We start from the raw sequence: 24,516 nt of genomic DNA on the forward strand, positions 1-24,516 counted from the left end.
CCAACGCCCGCCCGGCAGCCCAACTGGGTGACAGTTATCGCACGTTCCGGGGCGCGGAATGTGCGATAAGTGCTACCTAGTTGGGGGCGACGGTGATGGTGGGGTGCAGATCGGCCGACGGCGGCATCCAGACGGCCGGATCGGCCGCCACCTGCTCGCCGGAGCGGATGTCCTTGACCTGGTGGGCGCCGTCTTCGTCGGTGAACCAGACGAACGGGATGCCGCGGCGGTCCGCGTACTTGATCTGCTTGCCGAACTTGTCCGCCTTGGCGGCCACCTCGGCGGAGATCCCGCGCGAACGCAGCGCCGCTGCCACATCCTGCGCCTGGATCCAGGAATCGTCGTTGGCCAGCGTCACCAGCACGGCGGTGGGCACGCTGCGGGAGGCGGTGGCCAGCTCCTGGCTGAGGATGCGGGACACCAGACGGGTGACGCCGATGGAGAGTCCGACGCCGGGGAACTTGCGGCTGCCCTTGCTCGCCAGCGCGTCGTAGCGGCCGCCGGAGCAGATGGAACCCAGGGCCTCGTGGCCCACCAGGACCGTTTCGTAGACGGTGCCCGTGTAGTAGTCCAGGCCGCGGGCGATGGACAGATCCGCGACGACGGAACCGGGCGCACGCAGCGACGCGGCGGCGATGACCTGCTCCAGCTCGCCCAGGCCTTCCTCCAGCAGCTCGTCGGTGACGCCGAGGGCGCGCACCTGGGCCACAAAGGAGGTGTCCTCGGTGCGGATGGAGGCCAGGGCCAGGGCGGCGGCGGCCTGCTCGTCCGTGGCGCCGAGTTCGCTCTTGAGCAGGCCGGCGACGGCGTCGGTGCCAATCTTTTCCAGCTTGTCGATGCTGCGCAGCACGCCGGCGGTGTCCTCCAGGCCGATGCCGCGGTAGAAGCCCTCGGCCAGCTTGCGGTTGTTTACCCGCAGCTTGAACGCCGGGATGGGCAGGGCGGAGAGCGCCTCCACGATCACCAGCGCCAGTTCGACGTCGTAGCGGAACGGCAGTTCGCCGTCGGCCACCACATCAATGTCCGCCTGGGTGAACTCGCGGGCGCGGCCCTCCTGGGGGCGCTCGCCACGCCAGACCTTCTGAATCTGGTAGCGGCGGAACGGGAAGGCCAGGTAGCCGGCGTTCTCCACCACGTACCGGGCAAAGGGCACCGTCAGGTCGAAGTGCAGGGCCAGCTGGTTCGGGTCCGCCTTGGCAGCGGCGCCGTTGTCCTCATCCTGCAGGCGGGACAAGGCGTAGACCTCCTTGTCGATCTCACCCTTGCGCAGCAGCTGTCCGACGGTCTCCACCGCGCGGGTCTCCATGGAGGAGAAGCCGTGCAGCTCGAAGGTGCGGCGCAGCGTGTCAAGCACATGCAACTCCACCAGCCGTTCCGAAGGAAGCCACTCGGGGAAACCGGACAGGGAGGCGTTGCGTGCCATGGGTGGAGCTCTCCTTCAGTGAGGCGTACAGCCATCGAACAGGGCAGAATCCACAAGGATCTGCATGAAAGGGGCGGGCGCTGCGACATATAGGCCGCTTCCAGCGCCCTTCTAAGGTTCTCACAGCGGTGCTGGGTACACTGTCTGCGGCTGCCATTTTATGCGGTGGTGCAGCCCACAGCCCAACCACGGATGGAGAGAACACGTTGGTCAGCACCAAACGCGATGCCCGCGAGGCGAAGAAGCGCGTGGCACGAATGCAGGCAAACCAGCAGCTGCAGCACAAGCAGGTGGCCCGCCGCAAGCGTGACAACCTGGTGGCCGCCATCGCCATTGCCGCCGCCCTGGCCCTGGCCGTGGTCCTGCAGATCACCGTGTTCAGCCACAACCCCAGCTCCGCCGATCTGGCCGCTGCCGAGGCCGGGCTGGATTCCACCGCCAGCCCCAGCGCCTCCGCCAGCCCGACGTCGACGGCGCCGCCCACCAACGGCGCCAACATCCCGCTTCCGGAGACGGCCGCGGGCAAGACCTTCACCGGCCAGCTGAGCCTGAACGGCTCCGCGCTCGGCGTCGAGGTTGACGGCACCACGGCCCCGCAGGCCGCGGCCGTCTTCAAGTCGCTGGCGGACCAGGGCTTCTTCACCGGCAAGACCTGCCACCGGCTGACCACCGCCGACAACTTCGGCGTGCTCCAGTGCGGCTCCCTCAATGGCGACGGGATCGGCGATCCCAGCTACCAGTGGGGCCCCGTGGAGAACACCCCCGCCAACGGCATCTACCCGGCCGGCACCATCGCCGTCGCCCGTGCGGGCACCACGTACAGCAATGGCACACAGTTCTTCATCGTCTACAAGGACACCTACCTTGACCAGGCCAGCGGCGGGTACACCATCCTGGGCAAGGTCACGAGCGGACTGGACGCCATCACGGCCATTGCCGGCGCCGGCGTCACCGGCGGAACCACCGATGGGGCGCCTGTGACAGCCGTAACGATAGACTCATTTACGCTTAACTAATTGCATTGCCAATTGCATTGGCACCTACGGCCCCTCGGGGCAGCGGGAAACGATGCAGGTATTACCACGATGTCCCTCCAGCGAAAGACTTGTAGCGGTGACAGATAGTCAGCAATCCGACGACATGGCAGTGGCCCCGACCACTGAGACTTCAACCACGGCCCCCATCGGCGCACCGGCACCTGCCGCGCCGAAGGCTCCGTCACCGGCGGCCTTTGCCGCCCGGCCCAAGGCTGCCGCTGTGGCACCTGCGCCGGCACCGGTGGCAGCGCCCGCCGTCAACCTGGTGGAGGCAGCCAAATGGGGCCGCGCCGAGGAGGACGGCCACGTGGTTCTTCTGCTGGATGGTGCCGAGCACCCGGTGGGCCAGTACCCCGGCGCCAGCAAGGATGAGGCTCTGGCCTACTTTGCCCGCAAGTTCGACGACATCGCCGCACAGGTGACGCTGCTGGAGCAGCGCGTGGAGGCCAAGGCCCCCACCACCGACATGCACAAAACCGTCAAGCACCTGCGCGAGGCGCTGAACGAGCGCAACAGCGTGGGCGACATCAACTCCGCGCTGGCCCGCCTTGATGCCCTCGACGTCGCGATCAAGGGTTTGGAAGGTGTCGAGCGCGCCGCCCACGACGCCGCACGCAACGTTGAGCTTGCCGCCCGCGAGGCCATCGTCGCCGAGGCCGAGCAGATTGCCGGCCAGGACCCCGCCACGATCCAGTGGAAGACCGGCAGCGCCCGGATGAACGAGCTCTTCGAGACGTGGAAGACCGCGCAGAAGAACGGCCTGCGCCTGGGCCGCAGCACGGAGGAAGCCCTCTGGAAGCGGTTCCGCAGCGCCCGCACGGTCTTCGACCGCCACCGCCGCGCGTACTTCTCCGCCCTGGACAGCAACAATTCCGCTGCCAAGTCTGCCAAGGAGGCCCTGATCACGGCCGCCGAAGAGCTCTCCACCTCCACCGACTGGGGCTACGCAGCCGGCGAGTACCGCCGTCTGATGGACGCCTGGAAGGCCTCCCCGCGCGCCAGCCGCAAGGACGACGACGCCCTGTGGGCCCGCTTCCGCGGCGCCCAAGACAAGTTCTTCGCCGCCCGCCAGAGCGCCAATGACGCCCTGGACGAGGAGTTCGGTGCCAACCTGGTGGTCAAGGAGGCGCTGGTGGCCGAGGCCGCACAGCTGCTGCCGATCACCGATCTGGCCGCTGCCAAGAAGGCTCTGCAGTCCATCCGCGACCGCTGGGAAGAAGCCGGCAAGGTCCCCCGCGCCGACATGGGCCGCATCGAAGCCGGCCTGCGCCAGGTGGAGGACGCTGTCCGCAAGGCCGAGGATGACAACTGGCGCCGCACCGACCCGGAGGCCAAGGCACGCACCAACAGCGCCCTGAGCCAGCTGGAGGCGACCATCGCCGGCCTCAAGGACGATCTGGCCGCTGCCGAGAAGGCAGGCGACCAGCGCAAGATCAAGGCCGCCCAGGAAGCCCTCGACGCCCGCGAGGCGTGGTTGGAGCAGATCCAGAAGGCAGCCAGCGACTTCGCCTAACTGTCCCCACGCCCTCCCGCTGCGGGCTCGCTAGCGAGCCCGCAGCGGGGTCCTCGGGCGCGTGGCCCCAACACGAGAGGCCCTCGGAACGATGTTATCCACATTCGTTCCGGGGGCCTTTTGCATACCCCGCCCCGCGGCCATGCTGGAGGAATGACGCCCGCCACCACCCCCGGAAACGAGACACAGCTGTTCCTTGCGGGCGTCCTGTTCACTCCCCCGGAGCTGGCGTCCATGGCACTGGACGGAGTGCTCCGGCGTGTCTATGGGGATGCCTATGTCCGCCCTGGAACAGTGCTGACGCCGGCATTGCGTGCGGCGGCACTGGCGGCAGAAGTGCCCGCGGCCCTGGCGTCCAAGGCGGCAGTGGGCCGGCAGGCGGCGGCCTGGGTGTACGGCTGCGCCCCGGCGCCGCAGATGGTGGACCTGCTGATCCGACGGCGGGAGCGCGGCAGCGCGCTGCCGCTCTTTAGCGGCTGCCGCCTGCACGAGGTGGCACTGGGGCCGTTCGATGCCCCGCTGCTGGGTACCATCCGCGTCACCACCGCGCTGCGGACGGCCGTGGATGTGGCGTTGTGCCTGGACCCTCGCGAGTCCAGGCCCATTCTGGAGGCGATCACCACCACGGCCGTGCTCAACTGCCCGCTGGGCCTGGTGCGTTCCGCCGTCGATGCTGCCGCCGGCGCCCGCGGCCGGCGGCCGGCACTGGCGCTGCTGGCGGCCATTGCCGCTTCCCGGAGACCCAGACGCTAGCTAGGCGCGGCGCTGGGCCCCGGTGGTGCGGTAGACGTCAAAGACCCCATCGATGCGGCGCACCGCATTGAGCACGTGGTGCAGGTACTTGGGATCACCCATCTCGAAGGCGAAGCGGCTCATGGCCACCCGGTCCCGCGAGGTGTGGACACTGGCGGCCAGGATGTTCACGTGGTTCTCACTGAGCACTCGTGTGACGTCCGACAGCAGGCTCTTGCGGTCCAGCGCCTCCACCTGGATCTCCACCAGGAACACGCTGGTCTGCGTCGGCGCCCACTCCACCTCCACCAGGCGTTCGGGCTCCTTGCGCAGGTTCACCAGGTTCAAACAGTCCGAGCGGTGCACGGAGACGCCGGCGCCCTTGGTGACAAAACCTGTGATGGCATCCGGCGGCACCGGCGTGCAACAGCGTGCCAGCTTGACCAGCACATCGCCCACGCCGTGCACGATCACCCCGGATTCGGAGAAGCGCGGACGGTTGGCGGCCGGATGCGTCGGCAGCGCCGGAGCTTCCTCTTCGGCATCCTGGTTGGCACCGAGTTGGATGGCGAGGCGCTCGACGACGGACTGGGCCGAGGCATGGCCGTCGCCAACGGCGGCGTAGAGGCCGGAGATGTCCACGTACTTGAAGTCCTGGGCCACGGCCAGCAGGGCATCATGGGTCATCAGCTTCTGCAGCGGCAGGTTCTGCTTCCGCATGGCGCGGGTGAGCAGTTCCTTGCCCTTTTCGATGGCCTCTTCGCGGCGCTCCTTGGAGAACCACTGCCGGATCTTGTTCCGGGCGCGGGGGCTCTTGACGAAGTTCTGCCAGTCCTGGCTGGGGCCGGCACCTTCGGCCTTGGAGGTGAAGACCTCCACGGAGTCGCCGTGGTTGAGCACGCTGTTCAGTGGAACCAGCTTGCCGTTGACCCGGGCGCCGATGGTCCGGTGCCCCACCTCGGTGTGCACGGCGTAGGCAAAGTCCACGGGCGTGGATCCGGCCGGCAGCGCCATGACCTCACCCTTGGGGGTGAAGACGAACACCTCCTGGGCGTTCATTTCATAGCGCAGCGAGTCAAGGAACTCGGCCGGATCGCGGGTTTCCTGCTGCCAGTCCACCAGGGTCCGCAGCCAGTTCATATCGTCGTTGCCCATGGCCGCGCCGGGGCCGCCCTTGGGCGCCGTCTTGTATTTCCAGTGGGCGGCCACACCGTATTCGGCACGCTGGTGCATCTCGTGCGTGCGGATCTGGATTTCCACCGGTTTGCCGCCGGGTCCGATCACCGTGGTGTGCAGCGACTGGTACATATTGAACTTCGGCATGGCGATGTAGTCTTTGAACCGCCCGGGCAGCGGGTTCCAGCGCGTGTGCATGGCACCCAGGGCCGCGTAGCAGTCGCGCACCGAGTCGACCAGGACGCGGACGCCCATCAGGTCGTTGATGTCATCGAAGTCCTTCTCGCGGACGATCATCTTCTGGTAGATGGAGTAGTAGTGCTTGGGCCGGCCGGAAATGGCGGCCTTGATCTTGGCCGCACGCAGGTCCTCGGCGATCTGCTTGCGGACCACGGCAAGGCTGCGTTCGCGTTCGGGGGTCCTGTCCCCCACCATCCGCACGATCTCCTCGTACACCTTTGGGTACAACGCCGCGAAGGAGAGATCCTCCAGCTCCCACTTGATGGTGTTCATGCCCAGCCGGTGGGCCAGCGGAGCAAAGATCTCCAGCGTCTCGCGGGCCTTCTTGCCGGAGGACTCGGCGGAGACGAAGCGCCAGGTGCGGGCGTTGTGCAGCCGGTCCGCCAGCTTGATCACCAGCACGCGGATGTCCTTGGCCATGGCGACCACCATCTTGCGGACCGTTTCGGCCTGTGCCGCCTCGCCGAAGGTGACCTTGTCCAGCTTGGTGACGCCGTCCACCAGCATCGCGATCTCGGGCCCAAAATCGGCCTTGAGCTGTTCCAGCGTGTAGGAGGTGTCCTCCACGGTGTCGTGGAGCAGGGCCGCCGCGAGGGTAGGCCCGGTCATGCCCAGCTCGGCCAGGATGGTGGCCACGGCCACCGGGTGGGTGATGTACGGGTCCCCGCTCTTGCGCTTCTGGCCCTCGTGGGCCTTCTCGGCAACGCTGAAGGCACGCTGGATCAGGTCGAAATCTTCGCGGGGGTTGTTGGCCCGCACAATCCGCAGCAGTGGTTCCAGGATCGGCGAGTAGCTGCCCGTGGACCAGCCGGTGAGCCGCGCCAGCCGGGCACGCGTCCGTTCGCGCCGGCCGGGGAAGGTGGGGCGCAGGGGTGCGCGCACGACGGTGTCGGGGGCCGGTGCCACGGAGGCGCCGCCGTTTGTAGTAACGGCTGTGCCATTGGCGCTCTGAACTGCAGCGCTCCGGGCGGTGTCCGGTGCGCCGGATGCCACTGAGGCAACCTTTCCGGCTGCCGGTTCTTGCTCGTCCACTGCCACTGTCCTCACCTTGCACCCAACGGATTTCCTGCCGGAGGCCCGGCAGGGAATTCCTCTAGTGTAAGCCCGTGAAAGGACCCTCCCAATTCATGTCCAGTGCGCCGTCGACCTCAGCGGCACATGCCGCAAAACAGTGCCGCAAACAGATGCCGCACGGATGCCCGGTTAAAGAGCTGTGGCCGGGTCCGCCGTCCCACAGGGGAGGCAGACCCGGCCACAGCCGGACTTCAGCGTTAGACGCTCACCGGCGATGCGCCGTCGGCGGCACCGTTGGCGGCCGTTGCAGCGGACTCATTTGCCCGGCGCGAGGCGACCTTCTTGGCCTGTTTGACCAGTTCCGGCTCCTTGGCCCGCAGCGCCGCGTAGAGCGGGGCGGCGATGAAGATCGTGGAGAAGGTGGAGACGATGATGCCGACAAACAGAGCCAGCGACAGGTCGCGCAGCGTACCGGCACCGAGCAGCAGGGCACCGATGAACAGGATGGCCGCAACCGGCAGGATGGCCACCATCATGGTGTTGATGGAGCGCACCAGGGTTTGGTTGATGGCCAGGTTGACCTCCTCGGCAAAGGTGCGCCGCGTGGAGTTGGTGATGTCGGCGGTGTTCTCGCGGATCTTGTCGAACACCACCACCGTGTCATAGAGCGAGTAGCTCAGAATCGTCAGGAAGCCGATGATGGCACTCGGGGTGACCTCGAAGTTGCTGGCCGCGTAGACACCGGCCGTGACGAACATGACCACCAGCAGGCCGGCGACGGCGGAGACCGACATCTTCCAGGTGCGGAAGTACAGCGCCATCAGTACGGTGGCCAGCAGCACGAACACGACCAGGCCAATCAGTGCCTGGCGGGAGACGTCCTGTCCCCAGGTGGGGCCGATGAACGTGGAGGTGACCTGCTCCTCGGTGACACCGTAGGCCTTGATCAGCGACTCTCGGACAGCCAAGGTCTCATCCTCGGTGAGCTTGTCCGTCTGGATCTGCATGGTGCTGCCGGCCACGTTGGCCACGCGGGGCACGGTGCCGCTGACGACATCTGTGACGGCGCGCTCACCGCGGAGGGTGTCCGTGTCCGTGACGTTGGAGACAGTGAACTGGGAGCCACCGCGGAACTCGATGCCCAGGTTGAACCCGCCGCGGGCGATCGGGATCAGGATGGACAGCACCACCAGCACGCCGGCGATGAGGAACCAGAGCTTGCGGCGGCCGACGAACTCGTAGGAGCGCTTGCCGGTGTACAGCTCGTTACCAAATGTGGCAAAGCTCGCCATTACTTGCTCTCCTCAGTCTTGTCGTTGCCTGCCGTGTCAGCGGAGCCTGAGCCCCGGGTGCCGGCCATCTGTTCCTGCTTGGCGGCCAGGCGCCGCTCGGCGATGGTCTGGCGGCGTTCCGCCTCGGCTGCCGCGCCGGCGTTCTTGCCCTTGGCCACAGACGGGGCATCCTCGGGGGTGCGGATGCGTCCGGCACCGCGGTACAGCGGGACGGCGCCCAGACGCTTGGGGTCAAGTCCGGAGAACGTGTGGCCTTCACCGAAGAACTTGGTGCGGGCCAGCAGCTGCAGCGTCGGGTGGGTGAACATAAAGACCACGATGAGGTCGGCGATGGCTGTCAGACCCAGGGTGAAGGCGAAGCCGCGCACATTGCCCACGGCGACGAAGTAGAGCACGACGGCGGCCAGCAGGTTGACGGCCTTGGAGGCCAGAATGGTGCGCTTGGCACGCTTCCAGCCGTTCTCCACGGCAGCCACCAGGCTGCGCCCGTCGCGCAGCTCATCACGGATGCGTTCGAAGTAGACGATGAAGGAGTCCGCCGTCTGGCCGATGGCCACGATGATGCCGGCTACACCGGCCAGGGACAGGCGGTAGTTCTCGGTCCAGCCGAGGATCGCGATCGCCAGATAGGTCAGGCCACCTGCCACCACGAGGGACGCGATGGTGACAAAGCCCAGGGCGCGGTATTGGAAGAGCGAGTAGACGACCACGAGCAGCAGACCGATCAGACCGGCCAGCAGGCCCATCTGCAGCTGCTGTCCACCCAGGGTGGCGGAGATCTGTTCTTCGCTCTGGATATCGAAGCTGATCGGCAGTGCACCGAACTTGAGCTTGTCGGCCAGCGACTTGGCGGAGGCCTCGGTGAAGTTGCCCGTGATGGAGGAGTTGCCATCGGTGATGACGGCCTGGGACCGCGGAGCGGAGATCACCTGGTTGTCCAGCACAATCGCGAACTGGGACTTGGGGTTGTTCGGGTCGGTCACGTAGAAGCTGTGCAGGCGCTGGGTGACGTCGCGGAACTTGGTGGCACCTTCGGCGTTGAAGCTCAGGTTGACCGACCACTGGTTGGTGGTGACGCCCTGGGCGCCCTGCTGGAGGCCGTAGGAGGCGTCCTTGATGTCCTTCCCGGGAACCTCAACGGGGCCAAGGATGTACTTGAAACCGGTGCCGGGCTCGCAGGCAACCATCGGCTTGGCCGGGTCGGCCTCGGTGGGTGCCTCAGTCACCGGCGGCACACAGCTGGTGGCTTCAAAGGTGCGGTACAGCGCGGCGTCGATCCAGTTGTCATCGCTGGCATTGGCCGGGGCAGCCGTCGGAACGGGCAGCTGGGCTTCGGGGACCTGGCTCTCGGTCGGCACGGAGGGGCCGTTGCCGACCTGGATCACCGGGCGGAACACCATGTTGGCCGAGGCCTTGATAAGCTCGCGGGTCTCTGCCGTGGGCTTGCCCGGCATCGAGACGATCACATTGCGGCCACCCTGGGTGGTGATCTCGGCCTCGGAGACACCGGATCCGTCCACGCGCTGGCGGATGATGGCGACAGCCTGGTTCAGCTGCTCCTCCGTGATCGCGGCGCCACCTTCAACCTTTGGCGCCAGAATCATCTGGGTTCCACCCTCAAGGTCCAAGGCAAGCTTGGGCGCCCAGCTGGCAGCGCCGGAAATCACGCCACCACCCAGCAGGAGTGTGCAGGCAATCAAGAGTGCACCGAGCCACAGCAGTGTCCTGCGGGCTGAGGTGGTCGGACCAGTACGTGCCATCAAGGGATCCTTCTATTTGTCACAGGCAGTGGACGCGGCAGTGCCGCCCCCGTCTTGCGACGGAAGCGGCCTGCCCGAGCTGACATGCGCAGCGGAGCCTGGTGGCCCCACCCGGGCGCTAGTTGTCTTTGTTGTTGTCTTTGTTCAGCGAAATGGGCTCATCCGCAGCCTCAACGGCAGGGGCGCTGGGCTCCTCGGCCGTCAGGGAGGAAGCGTCATCCGGAACCACTGCTGCGGCATCTTCGGGCAGCGTGATCTTCGCGATGGTCTGGCGGTGCACGGTGGCGTGGCTGCCGGGGGCCAGCTCGACGACAACCTTGTTGTTCTCCTCGTCCACGGAGACAACCGTGCCGAAGAGGCCGAAGTTGGTCATGATCTCAACGCCGGGGGCCATCTTGGCCTGCTGCTCCGCCTGGGCGGCCTTGGCCTTCTTCTGCTTGCGGAACATCATGAAAATGACGACGGCAAAGATCGCGAAGAGGATCAGCGTCATCGGGTCAAAGCCAGGCGCAGCAGTTGCGGGGGCCGTCTCGGCTGACAGGATGCTATTGAACACAGCGTAGTTCCGTTCATATACGTCTAGATTGAATGTCCGATGCACTTAACGTGCCGGACGTCATACAAGTCTATGCGGTTTAGCTGGGAGCATCATGATATTTCGGCGTGAAGCTTAAGAATGGGACTATTCGAATTCAGAATCATCTGATGTTTGACCCAGCGCGGCGGCCGCCGTGTTCTCCGGCATGCGGAGCCCGAGATGCTCCCAGGCCGAGGCCATGGCAATGCGCCCCCGCGGCGTACGCCCCAGCAGGCCCTCACGGACCAGGAACGGCTCGGCAACGGTTTCCACCGTCTCCGGCTCCTCGCCCACGGCAATGGCCAGCGTCGACAGCCCCACCGGACCGCCGTTGAACTTAAGCACCAGGCTCTCCAGCACCGCACGGTCCAACCGGTCCAGCCCGCGGGCATCCACCTCGTACATATCCAGCGCCGCTCCCGCGGTGCGGGCGTCGATGCTGTCCACGGCATGGACGAGCGCCCAGTCCCGCACACGGCGCAGCAGCCGGTTGGCGATGCGGGGGGTCCCCCGGGAACGGCCGGCAATCTCGGAGAATCCGGCACTGGTCAATTTCAAATCCAGCAGGCCGGCGGAGCGGCGGAGCACCAGCTCCAACTCGGCCACCGAATAAAACTCCAAGTGGCCGGTGAACCCGAAGCGGTCACGCAGCGGGCCGGGCAGCAGACCGGCGCGGGTGGTGGCCCCCACCAGGGTGAAGGGCGGCAATTCCAAGGGAATGGCCGTGGCTCCGGCACCCTTGCCGACGATGATGTCCACTCGGAAGTCTTCCATGGCCATATAGAGCATTTCCTCGGCCGGGCGGGACATCCGATGGATTTCATCCAAAAACAACACTTCGCCCTCGGACAGGGAGGACAGAATTGCCGCCAGGTCTCCGGCGTGTTGAATGGCGGGGCCGGAGCTGATGCGCAGCGGCGCATTCATTTCCGCGGCAATGATCATCGCCAAAGTAGTCTTGCCCAGGCCCGGCGGGCCTGACATGAGCACGTGGTCCGCCGTGCGCCCACGCATCCGCGAGGCCTCCAGGACCAGGGAGAGCTGGCGGCGCACGCGGGCCTGGCCGACAAAATCGTCGAGGTTCTTGGGCCGGAGAGCTGCCTCCATGGCCCGCTCCTCGGGCTCGGTGGCGGCCGAGACCAAGGCTGCACCCTCCATCGCTGCCAGCTGGCCGGGCAGCAGGGATCCGCCGTCGCCGGCCATCCGCCGCTCAGACACGGGATGCCGCCCGGGTGCCGGTGCGGGCGCCGTCGGAGCCCAGCCACCTCAGGGTGGCGCGCAGGATCTGGGCGACATTGCCGCCGGCCACCAGCTCGGGCTCGTCCGCCGTCGCCTTGTCGATGCTGGCCGAAGCATCCTTTTCGTTCCAGCCCAGGCTGGTCATGGCCGCGATGACCTGCGGCTTCCATTCGGCGGTGGCCGCGGGGGCGGGCCCGGCAGGGATGCCGGTGGGGACCAGTTTGCCCTTGAGTTCAAGCACGATCCGTCCGGCCACCTTGGGGCCAATGCCGGGAACCTTGGTGAAGACCTTGCCGTCACCGGTTTCTACGCCGATCCGGATGGCCTCGGGGTCAAGGACGGCCAGCACGGCCAGGGCCAGGCGGGGGCCGATGCCGCTGACGCTCAGCAGCGTGTCGAAGACCTCGCGCTCGTGGACATCGGCAAAACCGAAGAGCGTCATGGAGTCCTCGCGGACAATCATGGTGGTGGTGATGACCGCCTCCTGGCCCAGCCGGAGAGTGCCGAGGGTCTTGGGCGTGGCGTGCACCAGCATGCCCATGCCGTTGACGTCGATCACGGCCTGCGACAGGGAAAGGTGGGCCACCGGGCCGCGTACAAAGCTGATCATGATCTGGTTTCTCCCTGCGTGCCTGCTCCGTCCGGACTGGGTGTCGTGCGCATCCACCAGGGTTGCGCATCCAGAAATCCGAACATATCTACGAATAGATTAGACCCAAATGCGGTTCCATCGGCAGCTGCCACGCTTTAGCGCCAGCTTTGACCCGACTTTTCCTTGTTCTTCTTTGCCTTCGCCTCGGCGTCGCGCCAGAGCTGCTGGGCCGCCGTCGAGCCTTCGGAGGAGGAAACCTGGGAGCCGGGGCCGCTGCGCCAGGCGTGGGCAATGGCCAGGGCCAGGGCATCGGCGGCATCGGCCGGCTTGGGCGGGGCCGAGAGGCGCAGGATCTTGGTGACCATGGTCGTCACGGCCGCCTTGTCCGCCCGGCCGCTGCCCGTCACGGCGGCCTTGACCTCAGACGGCGTGTGGAGGGACACGGGGATCTTGCGGCGGGCGGCGGCGGCGATGACGATGCCGGACACCTGCGCCACGCCCATGACCGTGCTCAGGTTGGTCTGCGCGAAAACGCGCTCAATCGCCAGGACATCGGGGGTCCAGGCGTCCAGCCACTGGTCGATGGCATCGGCAATGACCAGCAGCCGGGCGTCAAGGGACATCTCATGTGAACTGCCCACCACCCCGACGGCCACCAGGGTGGCCGTCCGGTTGGGGGCAACGTCCACCACGCCCAGACCGCAGCGGGTCAGGCCGGGGTCGACACCGAGAACACGCAGAATTAGTCCTCTTCCAGCTGGGCCAGGACCTCGGCGCTCATATCGGCGTTGGAGTAGATGTTCTGGACGTCGTCCAGATCCTCCAGCGCGTCGTAGAGCTTCATGAACTTCCGGGCGTTGTCGACGTCGAGCTCCACCTGCATGGACGGTACAAAACCGGCCTCATCGGTGTCGTACTCGATGCCGGCCTCGGCCAGGGCGGCGCGGATGGCGGGGAGGTCCTGCGGCTCGGAGTGGATCTCGAAGGTTTCGCCCTCGTCCTTGACCTCTTCGGCGCCGGCGTCCAGCACTGCCATCAGCAGATCGTCCTCGGTGAGGCCGCTCTTGGGCAGCGTGACGATGCCCTTGCGGGTGAACATGTACGCCACGGAACCGGGATCACCCATGTTGCCGCCGTTGCGGCCCACGGCGAGGCGGACCTCGGAGGCGGCGCGGTTCTTGTTGTCCGTCAGACATTCAATGAGGATGGCGGTGCCCTGGGGTCCGTAGCCCTCGTACATGATGGTCTGGTAGTCGACGGCCTCGCCGAGCTGGCCGGAGCCGCGCTTGATGGCGCGGTCGATGTTGTCGCTGGGCACCGAGGTCTTCTTGGCCTTGGAGACGGCCAGTTCCAGCGCCGGGTTTCCGACGATGTCCGGTCCGCCGATGCGGGCGGCAACTTCAATGTTCTTGATCAGCTTGGCGAAGGACTTGGCACGACGGCCGTCGATGATGGCCTTCTTGTGCTTGGTTGTAGCCCATTTGGAGTGGCCTGACATGGTTACGCTTCCCCTCTAATCATTCGAATAAACAGTTCGTGGATGCGGCGCTCCCCCGTCACTTCCGGGTGGAAGGAGGTGGCAAGCAGATGCTGCGAACGCACAGCCACCGCACGGACATCTGGTCCAATTCTATCCGCCCCCGCACCCGCGGCCCCTGGAAGGGCGGCAGGATCATGGCCGGCATCATGGGCCGTGGCCGGCAGGTGCACGGAGGCCAGCACCTGGACGGACTCCCCCACACGCTCCACCCAGGGCGCCCGGATGAAGACGGCGTGGACGGGAGTTTCCTGCTCGCCGGGGGCGGCCAAGCCGGTGAAGGAGAGGTTCGTCTCAAAGGAATCGCGCTGCCGGCCGAAGGCGTTGCGGCGGACCGTGATGTCCAGGCCGCCGAGGGTCTGCTGGGCGTTTCCGGCCAGATCCCGGGCGGGATCGGCAATCTCATTGGCCAGCAGGATCATCCCGGCACAGCTGCCGTAGACCGGCAGCCCTGAGGCGATGCGTTCCTTGAGCGGCTCGGCCAGCTCGAAGATGCGCGTCAGCTTGTCAATGGTGGTGGACTCGCCGCCGGGCAGGATCAAACCGTCGACGGCGGCCAGCTCGCTGGGGCGCCGGACGCTGATGGCGCGGGCTCCGCTGGCCTCGATGGCCCGGGCGTGTTCGCGGACATCGCCCTGCAGGGCGAGGATGCCCACCAGGGGCTGGGCAGAAGTGCCCGTGGACGTGGGGCTTATGTGATTGGTCACCAAAACATCATAGTGGCCGCCTGCTCCGCCACCGCCCGGGCGGGGCGGGCGCCCACGCCCACAGCGCCGTCGGCCTCCCCCTGCGCCGGGGTGCCGGTGCCCGACGGCCGCCCGGCCAGCAAGTAGCATTGACCGAGGACTGACGAACTACAGATGAGGAACGTACAGTATGTGCGGAATCGCCGGATACTACGGTTACGGGGCAGACGAAAGTCTTCTCAAAGAGATGAATGCGTGCATTGTGCACCGCGGCCCCGACGGCGAGGGTATCTACACCGATGGCAATGTGGGCCTGGCCCACCGCCGTCTGTCCATCATCGACGTCGCCCACGGCCAGGAGCCGATGTACAGCGCCGACGGCCAGACCGTGCTGATCTACAACGGCGAGGTCTACAACTACCTGGACCTGCGCGCCGAGCTCGAAGCCCTGGGCCGCACCTTCAGCACCGTCTCGGACACCGAAGTGGTGCTGCAGTCCTACGAGGAGTGGGGCGACGCAGCCTTCGACCGCTTCAACGGCATGTTTGGCTTCGCCATCCATGACAAGAAGAACAGCCGCCTGGTGCTGGCCCGCGACCACTTCGGCATCAAGCCGCTGTACTACGCGAGCACCGGCACCGCCGCCGAGCCCAAGCTGCTCTTCGGCTCGGAGATCAAGCCGCTGCTGGCCGCCGGCAAGCTGGAGAAGAAGGTCAACGAGCGGATCCTGTACCGCTACCTCCAGTTCCGCATCCACGACGAGGAGGCCCAGACCTTCTTCGAGGGCATCCACAAGCTGATGCCCGGCGAGAAGCTGGTGCTCAGCACCGTGGACAACGCCGACGGCCCGGCCGGCACCATCACCATCAGCCCCTTCACCCGCCTGAAGGAAGAGCTGGCCGAGCTGGCCAAGATCGAAACGCCCTACAGCCAGGCCGTCATCGATGAATACCGCGAACGCTTCACCGAGGGTGTGCGCCTGCGCCTGCAGTCCGAGGTCCCCGTGGGCACCGCGCTGTCCGGCGGACTGGACTCCTCCGCCGTCGTCGCCACCATCAACAAGCTGATGCAGGAAAAGGCCGCTGCCACGGACTCCCTGGGTGCCACCCAGCAGACGTTCTCCGCGATCTTCCCCAACTCCATCAACGATGAAGAGAAGTACGCCGACGCCGTGCTGGCCCGCTGCGAGGGCAACGTCACCAGCCACAAGATCCTGCCCAAGGCCGACGAGTTCGCCGTCGACCTGGAGGACTTCGTCCGCACCATGGAGGAGCCCATCATCTCCTCCGGCCCCTACGCCCAGTACCGAGTGATGCAGGAGGCCTCCAAGCACGTCACGGTGCTGCTGGACGGCCAGGGCGCCGACGAAATGATGGCCGGGTACATCCCGTACTACTTCGCCTACCTGCGCCAGCTGAAGAAGAACGGCCAGAACGCCAAGCTGGCCAAGGAGCTTGCCTCCAGTGCGGACATCCTGTTCCGCCTGGGCCGCTTCCGCCTGCAGAGCATGCTGACCATCAAGAAGGATGTCAGCATCTCCCCGCTGCTGAACAAGACCTTCACCGCGCGCTTCAAGGGCGAGAAGTTCTCCAACATCCCGGACAACCTCAAGCTGCGCCTGATCGACGACCTGTTTCACAAGTCCCTGCCGGCCGTGCTGCGCTACGAGGACAAGAACACCATGCGCTTCTCCCTGGAGGGCCGCGTGCCGTTCCTGGACAAGGAAGTGGTCAAGTTCCTCTTCAGCCTCTCCGATGAGTCCATCATCAAGGGCGGCTGGAACAAGCGGATTCTGCGCGACGCCACCCGCGGCCTGCTGCCGGAGATGATCTCCAACCGCCGCAACAAGATCGGCTTCACCACGCCCGAGGCCGAGTGGTTCACGCTGATGAAGGAAAAGATCTACGAGATCTTCCTGTCCTCCTCCTTCGAGAACCGCCCGTACTGGAACCAGGACGCCATCATCTACGCCTTTGAGGAATACCTCAACGGCAAGAGCTCCGGCTCCACCATGGTCTTCTGGCGCCTGCTGAACACCGAGCTGTGGCTGCGCGAATTCTTCGACGAGCCGCCGGTCTTGGCTGGCATCGAGGGCAAGAGCGACTACATCCCCAATGCGGACAAGAACCTGGACATCACCGTCCCGGCCGACGGCGGCACCTACCGCCGCTACCCGCTGCGCACGGAGGTCTTCTACAAGGAGACGGACTTCGACCCCGCCGTGATGACCTATGTGAAGCGCTTCTTCGAGGGCCTGCCCGACGCCGGAGCCGAGCACAAGGGCGCCACGGCCGACACCCCGTGGTACCTGTTCGTCTCGGAGAAGATCGTGGCCATGACCCAGGGCCGGTCCATTCCGGTCTGGGACATCAAGGTGACCAACGCCGCGCGCTTCTTCTCCAAGTTCGTCACCCGCAACCCGGGCGGCATCGGCCTGGCCAGCCCCTGGTCCATGCAGCTGGCCATCGACGAGGTGGGCCTGCCCCGCATCGCCTATGCCTCCGCCCGCAGCGTGGTCGGCAAGCTCCAGGGCAAGTCCGGCGTGTTCTACGAAGTGGTGGGCCACAACATCAACGCGATCGACGGCGCCGCCGGCTACCAGGTGGGCACCTCCACCCACTCGGTGAAGTACGCTCCGCTGGATCCCGACGGCGTGGCCGCCCGCCTGAGCGCCCTGGTGCGCCAGCACGTTCCGGCCGAGTACGCCGCAACGTTCGCCGGCACGGCCATCATGGACGCCAACGACCTCGGCGTGGTGGCCCTGGGCCACGACACCCCCCTGTCCAAGCCGGTGCTGGAAGGGATCTTCAAGGACAACCCGCAGGGCCAGACCACCGAGACGACGCCCATGTCGCTGGTGTTCACCCAGAAGTAGCAGCGCTCCGCGGTTAGTGCGGCGGACCTTGCAGAAACGAAGACGATTGCCGCCGGGGAACATGTTCACGCATGTTCCCCGGCGGCAATCGTCTTCTTTTGTGGTGCATGCCTAGTCCGCGCCGGTGCCTCCTACCGGGGGCAGCGCTGGTTGGCCTGCTCCACTGCGGCGGCCATGCCCGCCTCGCCGGCGCGTCGGAGCCCGTCCACGACGCCGGCGATGTCGCCGTCGGGCCGGTTCTGGCTCAGCTTGGTCTTCGCCTCGATCCGGGTGATCACCAGTTCGACGCCGACGATGGCCCTCAGCTGCCCGGCAATGAAGCGCTCCGGCGCGTCCTCCACGGTCCAGGGGTGCTCCGCACCGGCTTCATGCAGGGCCGTCAGCGCCCTGACATGCCGGCCGAGCCACAATGGGTCGTCATGGATGGTGAGTGTCCCGTAGACGTGGGCGGTGGCGTAGTTCCAGGTCGGGACCACCCGCCCGTGCTCGGCCTTTGACGCGTACCAGGACGGCGAGATGTAGGCGTCGGGGCCTTGGATGATGGCCAACGATTCGCCAATGGACGGCTCCATGCATTGTGCATTGTTCCGGGCGAGGTGGGCGTGAAGCGCGCCATGCTCGCCGATGGACGGATCGTAGACGAACGGCAGCAGCGTGGCGAGCAGACCCTGCGCCGTCGTCGTCACCAGATTGGCGGCACCGGGTGCGCGAAGCAGCTCCTGGATCGCCTCCGGGCCTGCGGCGAAGTGTTCAGGGGTGTACATGGGGTGTTCCTTCGCTGGTTGATGGGTTTCACGGGTTGGTGGGCGGGCGTGGTGTGCCCAGCCGGACGCGGACGGCCGCCGCGGCGCAGAGGATGACGGCGAGGGCGCCAACGATAGTGGTCCACGTCAACGTCTCCCCGAGCAGGAGCCAGGCCCAGCAGAGGGTCAGAATGGGTTGGACGAGCTGGATCTGGCTGACCTGTGCCATGGGGCCGATGGCCAGGCCGCGGTACCACGCAATGAAACCCAGGAACATGCTCACGACGCCGAGGTAGGCCAGGGCGGCCCACTGGACGGGCGTGCCCGACGGCGGCTGCTGGAGGATGGACACCGCGGCCAGGACCACCATCAGCGGGGACGCAAGGACAAGCGCCCACGACACGGTCTGCCACGCGCCGAGCTCCCGGGCCAGCAGCCCACCCTCGGCGTATCCGGTGGCCGCGGCCACCACGGCACCGAAGAGCAGCAGATCGGCCCAGCCCAGCTGGCCAAAGCCGCCGGACTGGAGCAGAGCGAAGCCAATGGCGGCCAGTGCACCCAGTATGCTGGCGGCCCAGAATCCTGCCGACGGACGCTCGCGCCCGCGCAGAACGGCCGCCGCAGCCGTCGCGGCGGGCAGCAGGGCGATCACGACGGCGCCATGGCTGGCCGGGGTGGAAGTCAGGGCAAAAGAGGTGAGAAGCGGGAAGCCGACGACGATCCCGGCAGCGACCACTGCGAGCCGAATCCACTGGCGACCCTGGGGAAGACGCTGCCGGGTGAGGCTGAGGGCCAGCACGGCCAAAATCGCAGCCACAACGGCGCGGGCGGAGCCGATGAACAGCGGCGACAGGCCGGCGACGGCGATCTTGGTGAACGGCACAGTGAAGGAAAAAGCCGCTACTCCGAGCAGCCCCCACCAGAGGCCCGTTGCCGATCGGGGCGGTATCACTGGCCGAACCAGGACAGTAGCGCTACTATTGTCTCTCATGTATGACGATAGCAGTTCCCGCATTGTTGCGCGACTCAAGAAGTGGATGGACGGTGCCGCACCGGGCGCCAAGCTGCCCTCAACGCGGACCTTGGTTGCCGAGTTCCAGGCCAGTCCGGTCACGGTGCAAAAGGCGCTGCAGACACTCACTTCGCGGGGGTTGATCGAGAGCCGGCCCGGAGTGGGGACGTTTGTCAGGGCCACCCGCACGGCACGGCCGTCGGACTACGGCTGGCAGAGTGCCGCCCTCGGATCATCACCGGCCCTGTTGTCGTCCAGATCCGCCACCATGCGCGGCGCATCGAACGAGGCCATCGCATTCCACTCCGGCTACCCGGACCGGGAGCTGCTGCCGGAGCGCCTCGTCCGTGCGGCGCTGGCCCGCGCAGCCCGGGGCGATGCAGCGCTGTCCCGGCCGCCGGCCGCGGGGCTTCCCGAACTGCAGTCCTGGTTTTCGCAGGAACTTGGCGCCGCCACGCCTGCCGGCATCAACCCGCCCACGCCCAGCGACGTCGTCGTGCTCCCCGGCAGCCAAAGCGGTCTCAGCTCCATCTTCAGCGCCTTGGTCGGCCGCGGGCAGCCGCTGCTCATCGAATCGCCCACCTATTGGGGTGCCATCCTCGCCGCGTCGCAGGCCGGCGTCCGGCTGGTTCCCGTGCCCAGCGGCCCCGAGGGGCCCGATCCGGAGGCGCTGGCCCGGGCCTTTTCCGACACCGGTGCACGGATGTTCTACGCACAGCCGCATTACGCCAATCCCACCGGGTCGCAATGGGCTCCGGGGCGGGGTGAGCAGATTCTGGACGTGGTGCGCAGCAATGGGGCGTTTCTGGTTGAGGACGACTGGGCCCACGACTTTGGCATCACCACCAGCCCCTCGCCCATCGCTGCACGGGACGATTCCGGCCACGTCATCTACATCCGTTCCCTGACCAAGAGCGTCTCCCCCGCCATCCGCATTGCCGGCGTCATAGCCCGCGGGCCGGCGCGCGAACGCATCCTGGCGGACAGGAGTGCGGAGTCCATGTATGTGAGCGGCTTCCTCCAGGCTGCAGCCCTCGACGTCGTCACGCAGCCGGGCTGGCAGACGCACCTGCGCAGCCTCCGCCACCAGTTGCAATCCCGCCGCGACCTCTTGGTGGCCAGCCTGCGGGAGCACGCGCCGGAAGCCCACATCGAACACATCCCCAAGGGTGGGCTGAACTTGTGGCTGCGCATGCCCGACGGAACGAACCTTGCCAGGCTGACACGCGACTGCGAAGATGCCGGCGTCATCATCGCTGCCGGCACGGAATGGTTCCCTGCCGAACCCACCGGGCCGTTCATCCGGCTCAACTACTCGGGTGCGAACCCCGGCGCCTATCCCGAGGGTGCACGTGTGCTGGGCGCCGCGCTCAGGAACAACGGCGGCTAGAGAGTTTCGCGGCGCAGAGCGCGCAGATACCGCCTGCGCACGATGAGCTGCGCGACGAGGAGAACTGGGTAGAGCGCACGCCATGGTTGCTGGGGCGCCGCTCGGGTGAGCGAGCGAATGGTGAGGCGCACCTCCTCGCCGTCGCGGTGCACGATGAAGGCCTCTTCCCCACTGACAGGATGCCCCGGCAGGGTCTTGTAGGAGAATCCAACCCAATCCGGCTTCTCGATGACAGCCGTGACCTGGACGGGTTCAACGATAGCCACGCCGAACACGCGCACCGTGACAGTTGCCAGACCTCCCAGCGACACTGGACCGGCTGGCTCCACGGCGAAGCCACTCGCCGTTTTGACCCTCCACCGGAGAACCTCCCGCGCGGCACGGTCCCAGTCCGCGTCGCCGCTGCCCACGACCGCCGACACCTCAGAACGGCGGTGGCTGCCGTCGCTTGCGGGCCAGGTTTGAAGATCCGGACTTGTCATGCGCCATCCCCTATCGCCGCCCGTCGGCTCTTTGCTGATGTGGGGCGTTCCAGATGCAGTCTCGCAGAAATGAACACATTTGCCGCCTATGAACATGCGCGCCGATGTTCCTTGGCGGCAATCATGTTCGTTGTCGGGTAGCCTCTGAGAATCGACAGCTTTGGGGGCAATGTCATGACAATGAAGTCAATCCAACTATTCACCACTGCGCTGTGCGCAGTACTGCTTCTGGGCGGCTGCTCGGGGCAGGTGGGCCTGAAAGCCCTGGACCGTGCGCCGACGGCGGAGGACGTGCTGCCGGCAGGAGTTGCCTTTCCGGAAGGTCCGCAGAGTCCGAATCCGGACAGCGTGCGGCTGCTCGCCGCGAACGACGGCGTCCAGTACTACGCCGCAGAGAACGACGACGCGACGGTCGCCTGCATCGCCGTCGTTCCTCCTGGCGATATGCCACCGTGGATTGTCGGCTGTGGGTCGTCGAACAGCTCTGGCCAGATCATTGAGGTTGGCGGGCCGGGCGGACGATGGTCCGCCACCTTGGTGCGGGACGATTACGACACCCGGAAGCTGGAATCGTCCGGGTGGACAAGGCTCACCGACAACCTCCTCATCACCGGTTCGTAGGGGCTGTTGACGGTAGAGGGCGGCGGCCGCGGTCAGTGCTGGACGCGGTAGCGGATGTGGGTGGCCACTGGAGTGTCGAGCACCCTGATGATCTCCAACTCGATATGGGACGGCAGGATGTCGAACAGCCGGCGGCCCTGGCCAAACAAGACAGGGATCTGGTGGATCTGCAGTTCGTCCAGGACGCCTGCTTCAAGCGCGCGCTGCGCCGTGTAGGCCCCATGCACCATCACATCCCGGCCCCCGGCCGCCGCCTTGGCCTGCGCCATTGCCTTTTCAATGCCGTCCAGCACGTAGGTCACCATGGGGTACCTCGCCACCGAGGGGCCGGGCGGCCGATGGCTGGGCACCACGATCGGCACACCGTGGTGGTCGCCCTTCCAGTGGTCCACCTGCTCGACGGTACGCCGGCCCGCCAACACGGCGCCGGTGGCAAGTATCTCGTCCCACAACACCCCGGCCGGTCCATCGGGGCGGACAAACTCACCCTCGGCATTGTGGAACCACTCATGCAGCCGGTCAAAGCCGTCGCCGCCGGGATGCTCGGGTCCGTCATTCGGGCCCGCTATGTACCCGTCGAGGGACATTGACATGTAGAGCACCGATGAAGACATCTCCCAGCCCCTTGTCCTAGATATCCCCACGCTAGATCCAGCCGGTTGTGTGCGCAATGCTCCTGGGACCCGTGGGTGTCCCTGGGGCTATCAATGGCAGGATTGTCGAATGCCCGATGGATTGACGGAAGTACAAAAGAACCTGCTCGATTCCTGGCTGGGGGAATTTTCCACTGTGCACGACCATTCCTGGCCGTTGCAAGACACCACCGTGCTCCACATACGCACATCCACCGGCGAGGACTTCATCGTCAAGGCCAGCGTGACGAGCCACCACATCCGGCGGGAAATCACCGCGCATGCAAGAGGGTTCACCGGCCTCTATGGACGGGTTCCCGTGCTGGTCCATGCTTCGACGGAGGCCAAACTCCTGGTGACGGAGTTCCTCCCGGGCAGCCTTGTTGAAGGCACGACGGCGGAGGGTGCGCCCGAAACGTACCGCCAGGCAGGCGCGCTGCTGGGCAGGATCCACAAGCCGGCAGGGGTTTCACGGGACTATGCCACGGCCCTGGCCATCAAGACGCAGTCCGCGGTGGACCGCGCCCAAGGGTTGGTGCCGGAAGACTGGCGAGTCCGCCTGGCTGCAGAGCTGGAGGCGCTGAACCCTGGGCCGGTCCAGCTGGCCACGACCCACGGCGACTACCAGCCGCGCAACTGGCTGCAGGAGGACGGCACCATCAAGGTCATCGACTTTGGCCGGGCGGATGCCCGGCCGTGGGTGCACGACCTCGTCAGGCTCACCCACCAGCAATTCGTCGAACGCCCGGATCTGGAGGATGCCTTCTACGCCGGGTTGGGAATGAAAGTAGAAGCCCCGGACGAGGACATTTGGCGTCTGGAAAATCTGAACCAGGCCATATCAACGGTTGTGTGGGGCCACCAGATTGGCGACGCCGCGTTTGAACGTTCCGGTGTGGGGATGGTCGAGCGGGTGCTGTCCGGCCTCTAGCCCGACCCCGGCGCGGCTGCCTTGGACCCGCTGGCAGGTGGCGTCACGAGCTGCATCACCAGAACAAGCGTCGGGCCATCCCAGTCGATTCGATCAAACTCCTGCAGAGGCAGAAAGCCCATCCGCCGGTAGAAGGCCCTGGTCTGCTCGTAGGCAGCATTTTCGAACGACGATCCCACGGTGTGCACTTGGAGCAGACTGCAGCCCTCGGCCCTCAGGGTCTCCGAAACAGCGTGGACAAGAGCGGCGCCAACTCCGGAGCCGCGGTGGCCGGCCCCAACGGCTATCAATGCCAACTCCGCCGATTCCGGGAAATGCCTCTCCACCAGCGCCACTCCAACGACGTCGCCGTCCAGCACCGCGAGGAAGCAGTCCCGCCGGACCACGCTCGCAACATAGCCGGCGATGGCGTCGTCGATGCCGAACCACTCGGGCAGTGACTTCAGGACCTGGTCGACGGCGTCGGGGTCACGACGGCGCTGGACCTCAACGACAGTCATCTACCGGATGGACCTGGCCACGTCCAGGGACATGGCCTCCCGATGTTCGACGCCGCCCTGGTACCAAACGAATTCGAGCTCGGCTGCGGCGTCGGTGGGACCATCCGCGAGCTCCTGCGAATGACGTTCCCGAGCGGCCTCCCACTCGTCGTCGGGGAGCCCGCTGCAGTAGACGATCGACATGTGGAAGATCCAGTCATCGAGGCTGAGCTCGCCAATGCGGCGGTAGTCGCCTTGATCGAGCATCGCCGTGAGATCGGCATAGGTGTCCACAAGCGACGGCGTGCGAGCGAGCCGGGCAATCAGGATCTTGAACGGCGCCGGGCAGCGTTGACAGCGCTCTGGCCTGCCCGTCTTCGCAGGCCCTCATCACCGAACCCGACGGGCGGAGCACCAGGTACTTCTGCCCTTCAAGGGAGGCGAGCTGGTTCGGAGCGACCATGAATGGGCGCGGCAACGTTCCTCCTGACGACGACAATGGACTCCGATGCTAGCAATGCTTCACCGGCCCC

The 24,516-nt window shown here is 66.3% G+C and carries 23 protein-coding genes; 7 read left to right on the forward strand and 16 right to left on the reverse strand.

The window, feature by feature from the left end:
• Positions 1 to 76: 76 nt before the first annotated feature.
• Positions 77 to 1,423: a histidine--tRNA ligase gene (hisS, locus tag K254_RS0108485; protein WP_026555001.1), complete on the reverse strand. Its 1,347-nt coding sequence runs from the start codon at positions 1,421 to 1,423 to the stop codon at positions 77 to 79.
• 206 nt (positions 1,424 to 1,629) lie between these two features.
• Between hisS and K254_RS0108490 the strand changes: the two genes are divergently transcribed.
• The 3 genes from K254_RS0108490 (at position 1,630) to K254_RS22495 (ending at position 4,726) form a co-directional block, all read left to right on the forward strand.
• Entirely contained in the window at positions 1,630 to 2,439 is an 810-nt protein-coding gene (locus K254_RS0108490; protein ID WP_026555002.1) for a peptidylprolyl isomerase, read from the forward strand.
• 124 nt (positions 2,440 to 2,563) lie between these two features.
• Positions 2,564 to 3,973 carry a DUF349 domain-containing protein gene (locus K254_RS22490; protein ID WP_231391856.1) on the forward strand — a complete coding sequence of 470 codons (1,410 nt, stop codon included), beginning with the start codon at positions 2,564 to 2,566 and terminating at the stop codon, positions 3,971 to 3,973.
• A 153-nt stretch (positions 3,974 to 4,126) separates the two neighbouring features.
• Entirely contained in the window at positions 4,127 to 4,726 is a 600-nt protein-coding gene (locus K254_RS22495) for a hypothetical protein (RefSeq protein ID WP_035749147.1), read from the forward strand.
• Here the strand turns inward: K254_RS22495 and K254_RS0108505 are convergent, their stop codons facing one another.
• The 9 genes from K254_RS0108505 to pdxT form a co-directional block, all read right to left on the reverse strand.
• Positions 4,727 to 7,027, reverse strand: coding sequence for a RelA/SpoT family protein (locus tag K254_RS0108505; RefSeq protein WP_026555003.1), 2,301 nt, complete (start codon positions 7,025 to 7,027; stop codon positions 4,727 to 4,729).
• Between the two features lie 365 nt (positions 7,028 to 7,392).
• Positions 7,393 to 8,427, reverse strand: a complete 1,035-nt coding sequence (gene secF, locus K254_RS0108510) for a protein translocase subunit SecF (protein WP_026555004.1) — start codon at positions 8,425 to 8,427, stop codon at positions 7,393 to 7,395.
• Positions 8,427 to 10,187 carry a protein translocase subunit SecD gene (gene secD, locus K254_RS0108515; RefSeq protein WP_026555005.1) on the reverse strand — a complete coding sequence of 587 codons (1,761 nt, stop codon included), beginning with the start codon at positions 10,185 to 10,187 and terminating at the stop codon, positions 8,427 to 8,429. The genes secF and secD overlap by 1 nt, the downstream gene beginning before the upstream one ends.
• A gap of 118 nt (positions 10,188 to 10,305) precedes the next feature.
• Entirely contained in the window at positions 10,306 to 10,743 is a 438-nt protein-coding gene (yajC, locus tag K254_RS0108520) for a preprotein translocase subunit YajC (protein ID WP_231391791.1), read from the reverse strand.
• 126 nt (positions 10,744 to 10,869) lie between these two features.
• Positions 10,870 to 11,922 carry a Holliday junction branch migration DNA helicase RuvB gene (gene ruvB / locus K254_RS22500; protein ID WP_051389162.1) on the reverse strand — a complete coding sequence of 351 codons (1,053 nt, stop codon included), beginning with the start codon at positions 11,920 to 11,922 and terminating at the stop codon, positions 10,870 to 10,872.
• A 52-nt stretch (positions 11,923 to 11,974) separates the two neighbouring features.
• Complete coding sequence (gene ruvA / locus K254_RS0108530; RefSeq protein WP_026555007.1) at positions 11,975 to 12,613, reverse strand: Holliday junction branch migration protein RuvA; 639 nt, start codon at positions 12,611 to 12,613, stop codon at positions 11,975 to 11,977.
• A 137-nt stretch (positions 12,614 to 12,750) separates the two neighbouring features.
• Complete coding sequence (gene ruvC / locus K254_RS0108535) at positions 12,751 to 13,335, reverse strand: crossover junction endodeoxyribonuclease RuvC (protein WP_026555008.1); 585 nt, start codon at positions 13,333 to 13,335, stop codon at positions 12,751 to 12,753.
• 2 nt (positions 13,336 to 13,337) lie between these two features.
• Positions 13,338 to 14,093 carry a YebC/PmpR family DNA-binding transcriptional regulator gene (locus K254_RS0108540; protein WP_026555009.1) on the reverse strand — a complete coding sequence of 252 codons (756 nt, stop codon included), beginning with the start codon at positions 14,091 to 14,093 and terminating at the stop codon, positions 13,338 to 13,340.
• A gap of 2 nt (positions 14,094 to 14,095) precedes the next feature.
• Positions 14,096 to 14,839 carry a pyridoxal 5'-phosphate synthase glutaminase subunit PdxT gene (gene pdxT / locus K254_RS0108545; RefSeq protein ID WP_026555010.1) on the reverse strand — a complete coding sequence of 248 codons (744 nt, stop codon included), beginning with the start codon at positions 14,837 to 14,839 and terminating at the stop codon, positions 14,096 to 14,098.
• A gap of 169 nt (positions 14,840 to 15,008) precedes the next feature.
• Here pdxT and asnB point away from each other — a divergent pair, with 169 nt between their 5' ends.
• Positions 15,009 to 17,693: an asparagine synthase (glutamine-hydrolyzing) gene (asnB, locus tag K254_RS0108555; protein WP_026555011.1), complete on the forward strand. Its 2,685-nt coding sequence runs from the start codon at positions 15,009 to 15,011 to the stop codon at positions 17,691 to 17,693.
• A gap of 131 nt (positions 17,694 to 17,824) precedes the next feature.
• On the opposite strand, the gene K254_RS0108560 is transcribed toward asnB, so the two are convergent.
• On the reverse strand, positions 17,825 to 18,457 hold the full coding sequence (locus K254_RS0108560) for an FMN-binding negative transcriptional regulator (RefSeq protein WP_026555012.1): 633 nt from the start codon (positions 18,455 to 18,457) through the stop codon (positions 17,825 to 17,827).
• Between the two features lie 28 nt (positions 18,458 to 18,485).
• Positions 18,486 to 19,427 carry a DMT family transporter gene (locus tag K254_RS0108565; protein ID WP_026555013.1) on the reverse strand — a complete coding sequence of 314 codons (942 nt, stop codon included), beginning with the start codon at positions 19,425 to 19,427 and terminating at the stop codon, positions 18,486 to 18,488.
• Between K254_RS0108565 and K254_RS0108570 the strand changes: the two genes are divergently transcribed.
• Positions 19,426 to 20,838 (forward strand): aminotransferase-like domain-containing protein, encoded by a 1,413-nt coding sequence (locus K254_RS0108570; RefSeq protein ID WP_026555014.1) that lies wholly within the window; start codon positions 19,426 to 19,428, stop codon positions 20,836 to 20,838. The two genes, K254_RS0108565 and K254_RS0108570, sit on opposite strands and share 2 nt — an antisense overlap.
• Here the strand turns inward: K254_RS0108570 and K254_RS0108575 are convergent.
• Complete coding sequence (locus K254_RS0108575) at positions 20,835 to 21,320, reverse strand: DUF1990 family protein (protein ID WP_026555015.1); 486 nt, start codon at positions 21,318 to 21,320, stop codon at positions 20,835 to 20,837. The two genes, K254_RS0108570 and K254_RS0108575, sit on opposite strands and share 4 nt — an antisense overlap.
• A 174-nt stretch (positions 21,321 to 21,494) precedes the next feature.
• Between K254_RS0108575 and K254_RS0108580 the strand changes: the two genes are divergently transcribed.
• The gene (locus tag K254_RS0108580) at positions 21,495 to 21,941 is read left to right on the forward strand and encodes a hypothetical protein (protein ID WP_026555016.1); all 447 of its coding nucleotides are present in this window, start codon (positions 21,495 to 21,497) and stop codon (positions 21,939 to 21,941) included.
• A 32-nt stretch (positions 21,942 to 21,973) separates the two neighbouring features.
• Here the strand turns inward: K254_RS0108580 and K254_RS0108585 are convergent, their stop codons facing one another.
• Entirely contained in the window at positions 21,974 to 22,555 is a 582-nt protein-coding gene (locus K254_RS0108585) for a dihydrofolate reductase family protein (RefSeq protein ID WP_026555017.1), read from the reverse strand.
• A gap of 109 nt (positions 22,556 to 22,664) precedes the next feature.
• Here K254_RS0108585 and K254_RS0108590 point away from each other — a divergent pair, with 109 nt between their 5' ends.
• Positions 22,665 to 23,504 carry a phosphotransferase family protein gene (locus K254_RS0108590; RefSeq protein ID WP_026555018.1) on the forward strand — a complete coding sequence of 280 codons (840 nt, stop codon included), beginning with the start codon at positions 22,665 to 22,667 and terminating at the stop codon, positions 23,502 to 23,504.
• Here K254_RS0108590 and K254_RS22505 read toward each other — a convergent pair.
• Both K254_RS22505 and K254_RS0108600 read right to left on the reverse strand, forming a co-directional pair.
• Complete coding sequence (locus K254_RS22505) at positions 23,501 to 24,004, reverse strand: GNAT family N-acetyltransferase (RefSeq protein WP_051388992.1); 504 nt, start codon at positions 24,002 to 24,004, stop codon at positions 23,501 to 23,503. The genes K254_RS0108590 and K254_RS22505 overlap by 4 nt on opposite strands.
• Positions 24,005 to 24,277 (reverse strand): hypothetical protein, encoded by a 273-nt coding sequence (locus K254_RS0108600; RefSeq protein WP_026555019.1) that lies wholly within the window; start codon positions 24,275 to 24,277, stop codon positions 24,005 to 24,007. It lies immediately after the preceding gene.
• Positions 24,278 to 24,516 lie beyond the last annotated feature (239 nt).

The sequence above is a fragment of the Arthrobacter sp. 35W genome, assembly GCF_000482545.1.
In the GTDB taxonomy this organism is placed as follows: Bacteria; Actinomycetota; Actinomycetes; order Actinomycetales; family Micrococcaceae; genus Specibacter.

What these genes read in the sequence shown, in the direction of transcription:
- hisS (WP_026555001.1), bottom strand. Translation starts at nt 1,423, where the DNA reads ATGGCACGCAACGCCTCCCTGTCCGGTTTCCCCGAGTGGCTTCCTTCG.
- K254_RS22490 (WP_231391856.1), top strand. Translation starts at nt 2,564, where the DNA reads ATGGCAGTGGCCCCGACCACTGAGACTTCAACCACGGCCCCCATCGGC.
- K254_RS22495 (WP_035749147.1), top strand. Translation starts at nt 4,127, where the DNA reads ATGACGCCCGCCACCACCCCCGGAAACGAGACACAGCTGTTCCTTGCG.
- secF (WP_026555004.1), bottom strand. Translation starts at nt 8,427, where the DNA reads ATGGCGAGCTTTGCCACATTTGGTAACGAGCTGTACACCGGCAAGCGC.
- secD (WP_026555005.1), bottom strand. Translation starts at nt 10,187, where the DNA reads ATGGCACGTACTGGTCCGACCACCTCAGCCCGCAGGACACTGCTGTGG.
- ruvB (WP_051389162.1), bottom strand. Translation starts at nt 11,922, where the DNA reads ATGGAGGGTGCAGCCTTGGTCTCGGCCGCCACCGAGCCCGAGGAGCGG.
- ruvA (WP_026555007.1), bottom strand. Translation starts at nt 12,613, where the DNA reads ATGATCAGCTTTGTACGCGGCCCGGTGGCCCACCTTTCCCTGTCGCAG.
- K254_RS0108540 (WP_026555009.1), bottom strand. Translation starts at nt 14,093, where the DNA reads ATGTCAGGCCACTCCAAATGGGCTACAACCAAGCACAAGAAGGCCATC.
- asnB (WP_026555011.1), top strand. Translation starts at nt 15,009, where the DNA reads ATGTGCGGAATCGCCGGATACTACGGTTACGGGGCAGACGAAAGTCTT.
- K254_RS0108560 (WP_026555012.1), bottom strand. Translation starts at nt 18,457, where the DNA reads ATGTACACCCCTGAACACTTCGCCGCAGGCCCGGAGGCGATCCAGGAG.
- K254_RS0108570 (WP_026555014.1), top strand. Translation starts at nt 19,426, where the DNA reads ATGTATGACGATAGCAGTTCCCGCATTGTTGCGCGACTCAAGAAGTGG.
- K254_RS0108565 (WP_026555013.1), bottom strand. Translation starts at nt 19,427, where the DNA reads ATGAGAGACAATAGTAGCGCTACTGTCCTGGTTCGGCCAGTGATACCG.
- K254_RS0108575 (WP_026555015.1), bottom strand. Translation starts at nt 21,320, where the DNA reads ATGACAAGTCCGGATCTTCAAACCTGGCCCGCAAGCGACGGCAGCCAC.
- K254_RS0108580 (WP_026555016.1), top strand. Translation starts at nt 21,495, where the DNA reads ATGACAATGAAGTCAATCCAACTATTCACCACTGCGCTGTGCGCAGTA.
- K254_RS0108585 (WP_026555017.1), bottom strand. Translation starts at nt 22,555, where the DNA reads ATGTCTTCATCGGTGCTCTACATGTCAATGTCCCTCGACGGGTACATA.
- K254_RS0108590 (WP_026555018.1), top strand. Translation starts at nt 22,665, where the DNA reads ATGCCCGATGGATTGACGGAAGTACAAAAGAACCTGCTCGATTCCTGG.
- K254_RS22505 (WP_051388992.1), bottom strand. Translation starts at nt 24,004, where the DNA reads ATGACTGTCGTTGAGGTCCAGCGCCGTCGTGACCCCGACGCCGTCGAC.